Below are 12,388 nucleotides of genomic sequence, written 5' to 3'. Positions count from 1 at the left end.
GCTGCCGGTGGAATGGAATGTACCTTGTCAGGGTGCCGTCCAGTCAGGAACATCCGGTCCTTCACCAACCGATATGCACCCATTCATCCCAAAAACGCCCGCAGCTGCCAACCCTCCGCGTGCAGCCGCCACAACTGCCGTCGGTCCCGAAACATATACACCTGCCGCCGCTAGCCCCGCTGCCAGAAGAGCTTTCTCAGAGGTGGAGAGCGGCCGCGTCCCTGGCGGGCAAGGATTGGGGCCAGATGGCGCGAGCACCGAGGGCGAACTGGCCGGGGTAGCTGACGCAGCTACAGTGCTCCTCCCGGGCACATCACGATCTCGATTGTCCGGCCCCGGCCCGGATTGCGGACCAGAACCGCCTTGCCCGCCACCCGCCGTACCGCCACCATTCCGTTCCTTGTATTTCGGATCGTTGGAGACGTGCCTCCGATCACCTTTTGGTCCAGTGAGTTTTCCATCGGCCTGTTCTTCGAGCCAATGCCCGCTCGGGTCGCGGCCATTGACAGGATCATTGAAGCTGTAGGCGTAGCGATTGGTCCCCACACCGCGGCGAGTGGGTCGCCACCAGTCCGGCTGGAGGAACATCCCCAGCCTCGGGTCGTAGTAGCGGGCGTTGAGGTACTGGAGCCCCGCGTCGGCGTCGTAGCGCTCGCCGATATAGCCGCGGGTCTCGTTGAGGAGGGCGGTGAAGGTCTGTTCCTGCTGCTCGCCATAGGGGCGGTAGAGGGCGGTTTCAGACCGGAGGCCCGGCGCGTTGGTGACGGCGCGGACCGAGCCGAGGCCGTCATAATGCAGGACCGAGAGCACCGAGACCGGGTTGCCGTTCTCAGGGCGAAGCGCCCGGCAGCGCCCCGTCTACTTCGCGAAGTCCGACGCCGAATGGCGTTCGGGCAATTGCATGTCCGCCTCGCCCCAGTTGCGGTTGACCATGCGGCCGCGCTTGACGGCGGGGCGGGTGTCGATCGCTTCGGCCCAGCGCATCACATGTTTGTAGGAGGCCGTGTCGAGGAAAGTCGAGGCATCGCCATAGGCCCGGCCAAGCGCCAGATTGCCATACCAGGGCCAGATCGCCATGTCGGCAATGGAATAATCGTCACCGGCGATGAAGGGCCGTTCCGCCAGCTGGCGGTCAAGAACGTCATACTGGCGCTTCACCTCCATCGCATAGCGGTTTATCGGATATTCGTATTTTTCAGGCGCATAGACGTAGAAATGCCCGAACCCGCCGCCGAGGAAAGGCGCGCTGCCCATCTGCCAGAAGAGCCAGTTCATCACCTCGGTCCGCGCCGGGCCGTCCTTGGGCAAGAAGGCACCGAACTTTTCGGCGAGATGGACGAGGATCGAGCCGCTTTCGAAGATGCGGCGCGGCGTCTCGCCGGAGCGGTCGAGAAGGGCCGGGATCTTCGAATTGGGATTGACCTCGACGAAGCCCGAACCGAACTGGTCGCCCTTGCCGATGTCGATCAGCCAGGCGTCATATTCGGCGCCCTTGTGGCCCGCTTCCAGAAGCTCTTCGAGCATCACGGTCACCTTCACGCCATTGGGCGTCGCGAGCGAATAGAGCTGCAGCGCATGGGAGCCGACCGGCAGGTCGCGGTCATGTGTCGGTCCGGCAACGGGCCGGTTGGTCGAGGCGAAGCTGCCGCCGGAGGGCTGTTCCCATGTCCAGACTTTGGGGGGCTGATAGGTCATCGCGGGCTCCATCGCTGATCTTTCCTTTCCAGATTAGGCACCAAGGCGTCCGTCGCAACCGGGCGGCGCCACACAGGTGGATGTGCAGCCCTGCTCAGACGTCCTGACGGCTGAGCCAGTCCATGACCGCCGGGCGCAGATTGTCGGCGCCGCTGGCCCGTGCCCGCTCCATCACCGCCTTCAGCGCGCCAAGATCGACGCGGCGGATCAGATGCTTGACCGGCCCGATCGAGGCGGGCCGCATCGAGAGCATGCGGAACCCTATCGCGGCAAGGCAGAGCGCCTCGACCGGACGCCCGGCATCCTCGCCGCAGAACGACAGCGGCGTTCCGGTCCGGTCGCAGCGCGCAACGATCTTTTCAAGGAAGGTCACGAAGCTCGCATTCAGCATGTCGTAGCGCTTCCTCACCCGTTCGTTCTCGCGGTCGGCGGCGAAGAAGAACTGCTTGAGGTCATTGCCGCCGATCGAGATGAAATCGGCCATTTCGAAGAAGGCGTCCGGCGCGAAGGCAAGCGAGGGGGTTTCCAGCATCGCCCCCACTTCGAGGATCGAGGGCAGCTTGTGGCCAAGGCTGCGCTCGTTCTCGATCTCGTCGATCAACATCGTCCGCGCTTCGGTGAATTCCGACATTTCGGCCACGAAGGGGAACATTACCGTCAGGGGCCGCCCTGCGGCCGCGCGGATCAGCGCCTGAAGCTGCATGCGCATCACGCCCGGCTTGTCGAGCCCGACGCGGATCGCGCGCCAGCCCATCGCCGGGTTCGGCTCCTCGACCCGTTTCATGTAGGGCAGGACCTTGTCGGACCCGATATCGAGCGTGCGGAAGACCACGCGCTTGCCGTGCGCTGCCTCCATCACCCGGGCATAGAGCGCGGCAAGCTCGCCGCGCTTGGGGACATGGCTACGGATCAGGAACTGCAGTTCCGTGCGGAAGAGGCCGACACCTTCGGCGCCGGACCCGGCGAGCGAGGGCAGGTCGGCCATCAGGCCCGCGTTCATGTGCAGCGCGATCGTCGTGCCCGCCTTGTCGGTCGCGGGCTGGTCGCGCAGGCTCGCATAGCGGCTTTGCGCCGCCGCCTGCATGGCGATCTTCTCGCGGAAATGGCGGGCGACGGTTTCGTCGGGCCTGAGATGCACCATGCCCTGATCGCCATCGACAAGGATATGGTCGCCGTTCAGCGCCTCGGTCGTGATCTTTTCGGCATGGATCACCAGCGGGATCGCCAGCGCGCGCGCCACGACCGCCGCATGGCTGCCGACCGACCCTTCCTCCAAGACCACGCCCTTCAGCTTGCGGCCATAATCCAGAAGCTCAGCCGGGCCGATATTGCGCGCGACGAGGATCGGATTGTCCGGCATCTCGGCGCCGGTATCCTGCCCCTGCCCGGTCAGGATGCGCAGAAGCCGGTTCGAGAGATCGTCAAGATCGTGCAGCCGGTCGCGCAGATAGGGGTCGGGCACGGTTTCCAGCCGCGCGCGCGCCTGGGACTGTTCCTTCTCGACCGCCGCCTCGGCCGACAGGCCGCGCGCGATATCCTCCTCCATCCGCCGCATCCAGCCGCGGGAATTGGCGAACATCCGGTAGGCTTCGAGGATCTGGTTCTGCTCGGCATCACCATTGTCGGAGGTGGTGATCATCGCATCGACCGACAGGCGCAGATCGGCGACCGCCTTGTTCAGCCGCTCCATTTCCTTGACCGGATCGTCGCCCACCGGATTGATGATGACGACGCGCGGCTCATGCAGCCAGACCCGACCCTCTGCCGCGCCTTCCTGCCCCGTCCCGCCCCGGAACATCACCGCATGCTTGTGGGGCGCCGCCAGCGCGTCGCCCTCGCCGATGAAGGCGCCAAGCTCGCTCATCTCGGCCACCACCATGGCCACGACCTCGAGCGCATAGATCTCGTCGTCGGAATAGCTGCGCGCCTCTTTCGACTGGACGACCAGCACGCCGAGCTTCTCGCCCAGCCGCTGGATCGGCACGCCGAGGAAGGAGGAATAGATCTCCTCCCCCGTCTCGGGCATGTAGCGGAAGCCCTTTTCGGCAGGCGCATTGGCGGTATTCACCGGCGACGAGGTCTTGGCCACCCGTCCGACAAGACCCTCGCCCAGCTTCATCCGGGTCTTGTGGACGGATTCGCGCTTCAGCCCTTCGGTCGCGCACAGTTCCAGCGTCTCGTCGTCGCGGAAGAGATAGACCGAACAGACCTCGGTGCCCATCGAGGAGGCAATAAGCCGCACGATCCGGTCCAGCCGTTCCTGACCGGCGCCGGGTTCGGCCAGCGTGTCGCGCAGGCGCCGGAGCAGCCTGCGACTGTCGCTTTCGGTACGTTCGGTCATGATCAGTCCCGTCTGCCTCGCCTCCTCTATAGGCGATGCGTTTCGCAAAAGGGAGTGGGAAGGCGGCCACTTTCGGGCGGATTTTTGCAGTCTGCCTGCGGCGCGGGCGGTTTTTCGGCCCCTATGTCCGTGCGGGGTCAGCCCGGAAATCGCGCCGCTTGCCCTTTCCGCGCGCCTGCCGGATTGCTACAGCTAGCCGGTCAGCGATGGAGGAAGAGATGCGCCGCAAGCTAGCCGCCGGAAACTGGAAGATGAACGGCACCCGCGCGAGCCTTGCCGAGATCGGCCGGATCGCCGCCGACCATGGCGGGGCGGCCTGCGAGATCATGATCTGCCCGCCCGCAACGCTGATCGCCGCCGCCGTAACAGCCGCAGGCGATGCGCCGGTGCGGATCGGCGGGCAGGATTGCCATGCGCGGGCCTCCGGCGCCCATACCGGCGACATCGCGGCGGCGCAGTTGGCCGATGCCGGCGCGAGCCATGTGATCCTCGGCCATTCCGAACGCCGCGCCGATCATGGCGAGAGCGACGCCGATGTGGCCGCCAAGGTGCTTGCCGCCTGGTCTGCGGGTCTCGTGGCCGTGGTCTGCCTGGGCGAGACGGAGGCGGAGCGCGACCGGGGCGAGACGCTTGCGGTGATCGGCCGCCAACTGGCCGGATCGGTGCCCGAGGGAGCGACGACGGCCAATCTCGTCGTCGCCTACGAACCGGTCTGGGCGATCGGCACCGGTCGGACGCCGACGCTGGACCAGATCGCCGAGGTCCATGATTTCCTCAGGGCCGGACTGACGTCGCGACTGGGGCCCGCTGCGGACGGCGTGCGGCTCCTCTATGGCGGATCGGTCAAGCCCTCGAATGCCAGCGAGATTTTCGCCGTCTCCAATGTCGATGGCGCGCTTGTCGGGGGGGCGAGCCTGAAGGCCGAAGATTTCGGCCAGATCATCGCGGCACTGTCGGCGGCCTGACCCATGACACTGGTGCGATCGAGCCCCGAACGCGGTCAGGGTGTGCTCGGCGCCAATCTCCTGTGCATGGGCTCGATGATGGTCTGGGCGGCGGGGCTGCCTGCGGCCGACGTGCTTATCCCGCTCCTGCCGCCGCTCGCACTCGCGGCTGCGCGCATGGCGCTGGCGACCGCCGTCCTTCTGCCGATCTGGCTCATACTGGAACCCAGGGCGGCGCTCGGCGCCAACTGGCTGATGGGCCTCCTTGTCGGCGGGCTCCTCGGTTTCGGCGCCGCCTGCCTCGTCATAGGCCAGGGCATGACGAGCGCGGTGACGGTCGCCATCATCTCGACCACAATGCCGATCGTCGGCGCGCTGATCGAGGCGGTGCTGGACCGCCGCCGCCCCTCGGGCGCGCTTCTGGCCGGGATCGCGCTCAGCCTGACGGGGGGCTATGTGGCGCTCGACCCTGCGGCGGGCGGCCCCGACTTCGGCCTCGGCGCGCTCGTCATGCTCGCATCCCTCGTCGTCTATGCGCTGGCCTCGCGCCTCACCGTCAGCGCCTTTCCCGCGCTCACGCCGCTCGGGCGCACCACGATCACCCTGACGACCGCGGCGATGGTCACGGCGCTCGCCGCCAGCATCTTCGGCGCCGAACCCGCCCAATGGTCGCACCTCGACGCCCATGCCTGGGGCGCGCTCGCCGTCTTCGCGGTGGGCGGGCTCGCGCTCAGCCAGCTTCTGTGGATCCTCGGCCTCGGGCGGCTCGGGCTCGCGCAATCCTCGCTCCACCTCAATGCCACGCCCTTCTACGTGATGCTCATCCTCTTCGCGCTTGGCGGCAGCTGGGTCTGGCGCGAGGCGGCAGGGGCGGCGATCGTCGGCCTTGGCGTGCTTGTCGCGCAGAATATCCTGACCTTCCGGAAGACCTGACATGCAGAGCCTCTCCCAGTCCCCGACCGATCCCGCCTTCGTGCAGGACCCCTACCCTTTCTACGAACGCGCCCGCGCGACGGGGCCGCTCTTTCACTGGGACGATTACGGGATGATCTGCACCACTTCGGCCGCCGTCACCGGCGCGATCTTCCGCGACCGGCGCTTCGGCCGCGAGGTGCCGCCCGAGAAGAGCCGCCCGATCCCCGCGCATCTGAAGCCCTTCTATGCGGTCGAGGCCCATTCGATGCTGGAACTGGAGCCGCCACACCACACCCGCCTGCGCGGCCTTGTGCTGCGCGCCTTCACCTCGCGCCGGATCGCTGCGCTCGGGCCGGAAATCGCCGAGGTCACCCATTCACTGATCGACCGTTTCCCCTCGGGCGAGTTCGATCTTCTCAAGGCCTTCGCCACCCACCTGCCCGTCATCATCATCTGCCGCCTTCTTGGCGTGCCGGAGGAACGGGGCGACGACCTGCTCGCCTGGTCGAACGCGATGGTCGGCATGTACCAGGCCCGCCGCACCCGCAAGACCGAGGAGGCGGCGGTGGCGGCGACCGAAGCCTTCGTCGCCTTCATGCGCGCTTATGTCGAGGAGCGCCGCCACCGGCCCGCCGACGATCTGATCACCAGCCTCATCGCCGCCGAGATGGAGGGCGAGAAGCTCTCGACCGACGAGCTGATCACCACCTGCATCCTGCTCCTGAACGCGGGCCACGAGGCGACGGTCCATACGCTCGGCAATGGCGTCATGGCCTTGCTGGAAAACGGTTTTGGCGCAAACGTGCTGGGAAGCGACAGCGTGGAAGCGACGGTCGAGGAAATCCTCCGCCACGACCCGCCGCTCCATATGTTCACCCGGCACGCCTATGAAGATATCGAAATCGGCGGCCATCTCTTCCGCCGGGGCGACGAGGTAGGCCTTCTTCTCGGCGCGGCCAACCGCGACCCCAATGTCTGGGACGATCCTCAGCGCTTTGACCCCTCGCGCCCGGTGAAACCAAACCATGCGTTCGGCGCGGGCCTCCATTTCTGCGTCGGCGCCCCGCTTGCACGCCTCGAACTGCAGATCGCGCTGCCGATCCTCTTCGACCGCTGCCCGAGCCTGCGCCTGACCGCGCCGCCGCGCTACGCAAACCTCTATCACTTCCACGGCCTCGACAGGCTCATGGTCCAGCCCTGATCCCTTTCATCTTGGCTGAAATACCTCGGGGGGTCCGGGGGGCAGCGCCCCCCGGCGGGTCGGCCCCGAAGGGGCCGAAATAGCCGCTCACAAGGGCAGCAACGTCGTCGACTTGATCTCTTCCATGCTCAGAAGCGCGGTGACATTGTAGATCTTCACCTCGGAAATCAGCGCCTGGTAGAACGTGTCATAGGCCCGCGCATTCCTGACCCGCACCTTCAGGATATAGTCGATATCGCCCGCCAGCCGGTGCGCCTCCAGCACCTCCGGCCGTTCCTTGAGCGTCTTGAGGAACTTCTTCTGCCATTCCGCCTCATGTTCCGATGTGCGGATCAGGACGAAGAAACAGGCCTCCAGCCCCAAAGCCTCCGGGTCGAGAATCGCGGTCTGGCGGCCGATCACGCCCGCCTCCTTCATCTTGCGGATCCGGTTCCAAACGGGCGTCTTCGAGGAGCCCACCTTGCGGGCGATCTCATCCAGCGACTGGCTCGCATCCTCCTGCAGTTCGGCAAGGATTTTCCGGTCGACCTCATCCAGACGGACTGACATTCGCTTTTCCTGCGCTTTCCGAAACACGGGTTCCTTCGGGGCGTTGATACGAAACGAATGTCCTTATCTGCAAGGGGTATCTGGCGGAAATGTGGGAAAATTTCCTATATTGGGCGCGGAAATATCACAGTGGATTCCGCCATGGCCCGCGCCTTCACGCCGAAAGTCGTCACCGCCAACGCCCTTCTCGAAGGCGATGTCATCTATCTGACCGCCGACGACCGCTGGACCCGCGATCACCATGAGGCAGAGCTGATCGAGGATGAGGCCCATGCGCAGCTTCGGCTCCTCAAGGCCGAAGCGCAGCGGCTGACGGTGGTCGGCGCCTATCTGGCCGATGCCAGGCCCGGGCCGAACGGGCCGGAACCCGTGCATTTCCGCGAGGTTTTCCGCACCCGCGGCCCCTCGAATTATGCGCACGGCAAGCAGGAGACCTCTCATGTATAAGTACTCCGATTTCGACGAGGCCTTCGTGCGCACCCGCGCCGCCCAGTTCCGTGGCCAGGTGGAACGCCGGATTTCCGGCGCGCTGACCGAGGATGAGTTTCGGCCGCTGCGGCTGATGAACGGGCTTTATCTGCAGCTTCACGCCTACATGCTGCGCGTGGCCATTCCTTACGGCACGCTTTCCTCTGCCCAGATGCGCCAGCTGGCGCTGATCGCCGACCGCTGGGACAAGGGTTACGGCCATTTCACCACGCGCCAGAACATCCAGTACAACTGGCCGAAACTGCCTGACGTGCCCGACATGATCGACGCGCTGGCCGATGTGCAGATGCACGCGATCCAGACCTCGGGCAACACGATCCGCAATGTCACCGCCGACCATTTCGCGGGCGCCGCGGCCGACGAGATCGAGGACCCCCGCCCGATTGCCGAACTGATCCGCCAATGGTCGACCGACCATCCCGAATTCCAGTTCCTGCCGCGCAAGTTCAAGATCGGCGTGACCGGCAGCCCCAATGACCGCGCCGTGGTCAAGGCCCATGACATCGGGCTGCGCACCGTGCGCGGCGGATCGGGTCAGGTGGGCTACGAGGTGATCGTGGGCGGCGGCCTTGGCCGGACGCCGATGATCGGCCAGGTGATCCGTCCCTTCGTGAGGAAGGAAGACCTGCTGCCCTATCTCGAAGCCATCGTCTCGGTCTACAACCTCTGGGGCCGCCGCGACAACAAGTACAAGGCTCGGATCAAGATCACCGTCTTCGAGAACGGCATGGAAGCCTTCCGCGACGCGGTCGAGGAGCGCTACCGCGCAATCCGGCCCGAGTTCACCGGCATTGATCAGGTGCTGCTGAAGGAGATCGAGGCCGCCTTCGCGCCCCCGGCCTTCCGCAATACGCCGGAAGACAGCTTTGAAGCTGCCCGCGCGAGCGATCCGGTCTTCCGCGCCTGGACCGACACCAACCTCGCCGCCCACCGCGCGCCCGGCTATGCAATCGTCACCGTCTCGCTGAAAGCTCATGGCGCGACGCCGGGCGACGCGACATCGGCGCAGATGCGGCTGCTGGCGGACTTGGCCGAGACGTATGGCCATGGCGAACTTAGGATCAGTCACGAACAGAATGTCGTGCTGCCGCATGTTCATAAATCCGACCTGGCGGTGCTGCACGCGGCGTTGAAGACCGAAGGGCTGGCGACCGCGAACATTGGCCTCGTCTCGGACATCATCGCCTGCCCCGGGATGGATTATTGCGCGCTCGCCACCGCCCGCTCTATCCCGGTCGCGCAAGAGATCGCCAGCCATTTCAAGGCCCTCGGCCTTGAAGAGGAGATCGGCCAGCTGAAGATCAAGATCTCGGGCTGCATCAATGCCTGCGGGCATCACCATGTGGGCCATATCGGCATCCTCGGCCTCGACCGGGCGGGGGTGGAGAACTACCAGATCACCCTTGGCGGCGACGCGACCGAAAAGGCCGAGATCGGCGACAAGGTCGGCCCCGGCTTTGCCTATGATCAGGTGGTCCCCGCGATCGAGCGGCTTCTGCGCGCCTATCTCGACATCCGCGCCGACCGGTCCGAGAGTTTCATCGACACTTTCCGGCGCCTCGGGCCGGAGCCGTTCAAGGCCGCGCTCTATCCGGCCGAGGCGGAACGCGATGCCGCTTGACCTGACCGACCTTGACGCGCGGGTGGCGGCCCTCAACGACCGCTATCGCCATCATTCGGCGACGGCGGTGCTTGAGCGTGCGCTGCATGACCCCGAGGTCGGGCAACTGGCGCTCGTCTCCTCCTTCGGGGCGGAATCGGTCGTTCTTCTGCATCTCGTCTCGGTCATCGCGCCTGAGACACCGGTTCTCTTCATCGACACGCAGATGCTCTTCCCCGAAACGCTCGCCTACCAGCGCGAACTGGCGGAGAAGCTGAACCTGACCGACATCCGCACCATCCGCGCCGACCGGCGCGACACGGATTTCGAAGATCCGGACGGCACGCTTCACCAGTTCTCGACCGATGCCTGCTGCCATATCCGCAAGGTGGTGCCGCTGGAACGCGCGCTGAAGGGCTTCGATGGCTGGATCACGGGCCGCAAGCGCTTTCAGGGCTCGACCCGCGCCGCGCTTGAGTTCTTCGAAAACGAGGACGGCAAGCGGCTGAAGGTCAACCCGCTTGCCCACTGGGGCCGCGACGACCTGCAGGACTATATCGTCAACAACCGCCTGCCCCGCCATCCGCTGGTCGCCAAAGGCTATCCCTCCATCGGCTGCGCCCCCTGCACCAGCCCGGTGGCCGAGGGCGAGGACCCGCGCGCGGGCCGCTGGCGCGGCCAGGGCAAGGTCGAATGCGGAATTCATATCGTCGACGGCAAGGTCGTGCGCGGGCCGCTGCCCGCCGCCGAGGCCGAGGCCGCTGCGCTGAAGGAGAATGTTGCATGAGTGTGATCGTGCGCGATGATGGTTTTCATGCCGAGGATTACGCGGGCGACCGCATCGTCGAGATCGCGTCAGATACGCGGCCCGATGCCCTGCCGGACGTGACGGGCGCAGAACTTGTCCGCGTGGCCTTCCCGGCCTTCTCGGACGGGCGCGGCTTCACCCTCGCCCGCCATATCCGCGCGGCGGGCTACACGGGGCGCCTGCGGGCCGCTGGCCATGTGATCGCCGACCAATATGCGATGGCACGGCGATCGGGCTTCGACGAGGTCGAGATCGGCGATGATCTGGCCGCCCGCCAGCCCGCCGACCAGTGGCTTTACCGGGCCGACTGGCGCGCGCATGACTATCGCGCCCGCCTGCGCGCCTGAGCCGCCTTTCACCCGACCGGTTTTCCGTGTAAAAGCAGGGCGACGGCCCCGCGTTCGTTTCTGCACAAACAAATATCCGAGGCTCCCCGTGAACGATCTCGCCGCACCCAGCACGCCCTCCCCGGCCGCCAGGCACCTGCCCGACGCCCAGACGGTGACGTCTGTCAGACACTGGACCGACCGGCTGTTTTCCTTCCGGGTGACGCGGCCTCAAAGCCTGCGCTTCCGTTCGGGCGAGTTCGTGATGATCGGGCTTCTGGGCGACAATGGCAAACCGCTGTTGCGCGCCTATTCGATCGCCTCGCCCTCCTGGGACGAGGAGTTGGAGTTCTATTCGATCAAGGTGCCGGACGGGCCTTTGACCTCGAAACTCCAGCATATCCGTCCGGGCGATGAGATCATTCTGCGGCCGAAACCGGTGGGCACGCTCGTCCATGATGCGCTTCTGCCCGGCAAGCGGCTGTGGTTCCTGGCCACCGGCACCGGCATCGCTCCCTTCGCAAGCCTGATGCGCGAACCGGAAACCTATGAGAAGTATGAAGAAATCTACATGCTTCACACCTGCCGGACGGTCGCGGAGCTGGACTACGGCCGCGAACTGGTCGAAAGCCTGAAGGACGATCCGCTGATCGGCGAGATGGTGGGCGACAAGCTGCGCTATTACCCGACCACCACGCGGGAAGAGAGCCCGCTGATGGGCCGGATCACCGACAATCTGGAAAGCGGCAGGATATTCGACCATTACGGCATCGCACCGATGAACCCGGCGACCGACCGGGCGATGGTCTGCGGGTCGCTGGCCTTCAATGTCGATGTGAAAGAGGTGCTCGAAGGGTTCGGCCTGCGCGAAGGCGCGAATTCCGACCCGAAGGAATATGTGGTCGAGAAGGCTTTCGTCGGCGACGGGATCTGACGACCGGCCGGGGCCGGGCCAAATTTTTTCGCAAAAAAATTTGGCCAAAATCCTTCGCGAAGGATTTTGGCGCCAGAGGTCAGCCAAAAGAAAACCGCGCCGGTCACCCGGCGCGGTTTTGCATGTCTGGCGGCGATTACTGGCCGAGCGCGGCCTTGACCTGGTCGATCGCGGCCTGCACCAGCGCCGGGTTGGCGCGGGCGGCTTCGACGGCGGCCTTCAGCGTCGTCTTGGTCGCATCGTCAAGGGTCGAGCCGTCGATCGAGGCGATCAGCGCGTCGGCATCGAAGGGCGCCGCCTCGGTCGCAGCAGCGGCGGCTGCGGCGGCAGCCTCTTCGGCGGCCTTGGCAGCGGCCTCTTCAGCCGCCTTCGCGGCGGCGGCAGCCTCTTCGGCGGCTTTCGCTGCGGCTTCTTCCTCGGCCTTCTGGGCAGCGGCGGCAGCCTCTTCGGCAGCCTTGGCGGCGGCTGCCGCTTCCTCTGCGGCGCGCTGCTGGCCGGTGTAGTACCAGTAGCCGCCGCCCGCGAGCACTGCGATGATCAGCGCGATGATGACGTTTCTGTTCATGACTAGTCCTTCCCAAAGTCG

At 65.8% G+C, this 12,388-nt stretch carries 13 protein-coding genes; 8 read left to right on the top strand and 5 right to left on the bottom strand.

Features of this window, described 5'->3' with window-relative positions; genetic code table 11:
* Positions 1–27: 27 nt before the first annotated feature.
* The 3 genes from P0645_RS09425 to ptsP all read right to left on the bottom strand — a co-directional run bounded on the left by P0645_RS09425 (position 28) and on the right by ptsP (position 4,036).
* Positions 28–810 carry an RHS repeat-associated core domain-containing protein gene (locus P0645_RS09425; protein ID WP_284164317.1) on the bottom strand — a complete coding sequence of 261 codons (783 nt, stop codon included), beginning with the start codon at positions 808–810 and terminating at the stop codon, positions 28–30.
* A 48-nt stretch (positions 811–858) separates the two neighbouring features.
* Entirely contained in the window at positions 859–1,695 is an 837-nt protein-coding gene (yghU, locus tag P0645_RS09420; RefSeq protein ID WP_284164316.1) for a glutathione-dependent disulfide-bond oxidoreductase, read from the bottom strand.
* Positions 1,696–1,789: 94 nt separating this feature from the next.
* Positions 1,790–4,036, bottom strand: a complete 2,247-nt coding sequence (ptsP, locus tag P0645_RS09415) for a phosphoenolpyruvate--protein phosphotransferase (RefSeq protein ID WP_284164315.1) — start codon at positions 4,034–4,036, stop codon at positions 1,790–1,792.
* 218 nt (positions 4,037–4,254) lie between these two features.
* On the opposite strand from ptsP, the gene tpiA reads away from it, so the two are divergent.
* Genes tpiA through P0645_RS09400 form a run of 3 tightly spaced genes read left to right on the top strand, consistent with a single transcriptional unit; the run spans position 4,255 to position 7,096 of the window.
* Complete coding sequence (gene tpiA, locus P0645_RS09410) at positions 4,255–5,001, top strand: triose-phosphate isomerase (protein WP_284164314.1); 747 nt, start codon at positions 4,255–4,257, stop codon at positions 4,999–5,001.
* 3 nt (positions 5,002–5,004) lie between these two features.
* On the top strand, positions 5,005–5,913 hold the full coding sequence (locus P0645_RS09405; protein ID WP_284164313.1) for a DMT family transporter: 909 nt from the start codon (positions 5,005–5,007) through the stop codon (positions 5,911–5,913).
* Between the two features lies 1 nt (position 5,914).
* Entirely contained in the window at positions 5,915–7,096 is a 1,182-nt protein-coding gene (locus P0645_RS09400; RefSeq protein WP_284164312.1) for a cytochrome P450, read from the top strand.
* Positions 7,097–7,183: 87 nt separating this feature from the next.
* Here the strand turns inward: P0645_RS09400 and P0645_RS09395 are convergent, their stop codons facing one another.
* Positions 7,184–7,645: an Lrp/AsnC family transcriptional regulator gene (locus P0645_RS09395; protein ID WP_284164311.1), complete on the bottom strand. Its 462-nt coding sequence runs from the start codon at positions 7,643–7,645 to the stop codon at positions 7,184–7,186.
* A gap of 141 nt (positions 7,646–7,786) precedes the next feature.
* Between P0645_RS09395 and P0645_RS09390 the strand changes: the two genes are divergently transcribed.
* The 5 genes from P0645_RS09390 to P0645_RS09370 all read left to right on the top strand — a co-directional run bounded on the left by P0645_RS09390 (position 7,787) and on the right by P0645_RS09370 (position 11,802).
* Positions 7,787–8,092: a DUF2849 domain-containing protein gene (locus P0645_RS09390; protein ID WP_284164310.1), complete on the top strand. Its 306-nt coding sequence runs from the start codon at positions 7,787–7,789 to the stop codon at positions 8,090–8,092.
* Positions 8,085–9,755 carry a nitrite/sulfite reductase gene (locus P0645_RS09385; RefSeq protein WP_284164309.1) on the top strand — a complete coding sequence of 557 codons (1,671 nt, stop codon included), beginning with the start codon at positions 8,085–8,087 and terminating at the stop codon, positions 9,753–9,755. Before P0645_RS09390 ends, P0645_RS09385 begins: the two co-directional genes overlap by 8 nt.
* Positions 9,745–10,521: a phosphoadenylyl-sulfate reductase gene (locus tag P0645_RS09380; RefSeq protein WP_284164308.1), complete on the top strand. Its 777-nt coding sequence runs from the start codon at positions 9,745–9,747 to the stop codon at positions 10,519–10,521. The genes P0645_RS09385 and P0645_RS09380 overlap by 11 nt, the downstream gene beginning before the upstream one ends.
* On the top strand, positions 10,518–10,889 hold the full coding sequence (locus P0645_RS09375; protein WP_284164307.1) for a DUF934 domain-containing protein: 372 nt from the start codon (positions 10,518–10,520) through the stop codon (positions 10,887–10,889). Before P0645_RS09380 ends, P0645_RS09375 begins: the two co-directional genes overlap by 4 nt.
* Before the next feature lie 88 nt (positions 10,890–10,977).
* Complete coding sequence (locus P0645_RS09370; protein WP_284164306.1) at positions 10,978–11,802, top strand: ferredoxin--NADP reductase; 825 nt, start codon at positions 10,978–10,980, stop codon at positions 11,800–11,802.
* Positions 11,803–11,938: 136 nt separating this feature from the next.
* Here the strand turns inward: P0645_RS09370 and P0645_RS09365 are convergent, their stop codons facing one another.
* Complete coding sequence (locus P0645_RS09365; RefSeq protein ID WP_284164305.1) at positions 11,939–12,367, bottom strand: hypothetical protein; 429 nt, start codon at positions 12,365–12,367, stop codon at positions 11,939–11,941.
* Between the last annotated feature and the right edge of the window lie 21 nt (positions 12,368–12,388).

This window comes from Frigidibacter sp. SD6-1 (genome assembly GCF_030143255.1).
GTDB lineage: Bacteria > Pseudomonadota > Alphaproteobacteria > Rhodobacterales > Rhodobacteraceae > TMP-24.
This window is presented reverse-complemented; position numbering and strand designations above follow the sequence as displayed.

What these genes read in the sequence shown, in the direction of transcription:
- P0645_RS09395 (WP_284164311.1), bottom strand. Translation starts at nt 7,645, where the DNA reads ATGTCAGTCCGTCTGGATGAGGTCGACCGGAAAATCCTTGCCGAACTG.
- ptsP (WP_284164315.1), bottom strand. Translation starts at nt 4,036, where the DNA reads ATGACCGAACGTACCGAAAGCGACAGTCGCAGGCTGCTCCGGCGCCTG.
- P0645_RS09390 (WP_284164310.1), top strand. Translation starts at nt 7,787, where the DNA reads ATGGCCCGCGCCTTCACGCCGAAAGTCGTCACCGCCAACGCCCTTCTC.
- P0645_RS09385 (WP_284164309.1), top strand. Translation starts at nt 8,085, where the DNA reads ATGTATAAGTACTCCGATTTCGACGAGGCCTTCGTGCGCACCCGCGCC.
- P0645_RS09375 (WP_284164307.1), top strand. Translation starts at nt 10,518, where the DNA reads ATGAGTGTGATCGTGCGCGATGATGGTTTTCATGCCGAGGATTACGCG.
- P0645_RS09365 (WP_284164305.1), bottom strand. Translation starts at nt 12,367, where the DNA reads ATGAACAGAAACGTCATCATCGCGCTGATCATCGCAGTGCTCGCGGGC.
- tpiA (WP_284164314.1), top strand. Translation starts at nt 4,255, where the DNA reads ATGCGCCGCAAGCTAGCCGCCGGAAACTGGAAGATGAACGGCACCCGC.
- P0645_RS09400 (WP_284164312.1), top strand. Translation starts at nt 5,915, where the DNA reads ATGCAGAGCCTCTCCCAGTCCCCGACCGATCCCGCCTTCGTGCAGGAC.
- P0645_RS09405 (WP_284164313.1), top strand. Translation starts at nt 5,005, where the DNA reads ATGACACTGGTGCGATCGAGCCCCGAACGCGGTCAGGGTGTGCTCGGC.
- P0645_RS09380 (WP_284164308.1), top strand. Translation starts at nt 9,745, where the DNA reads ATGCCGCTTGACCTGACCGACCTTGACGCGCGGGTGGCGGCCCTCAAC.
- yghU (WP_284164316.1), bottom strand. Translation starts at nt 1,695, where the DNA reads ATGACCTATCAGCCCCCCAAAGTCTGGACATGGGAACAGCCCTCCGGC.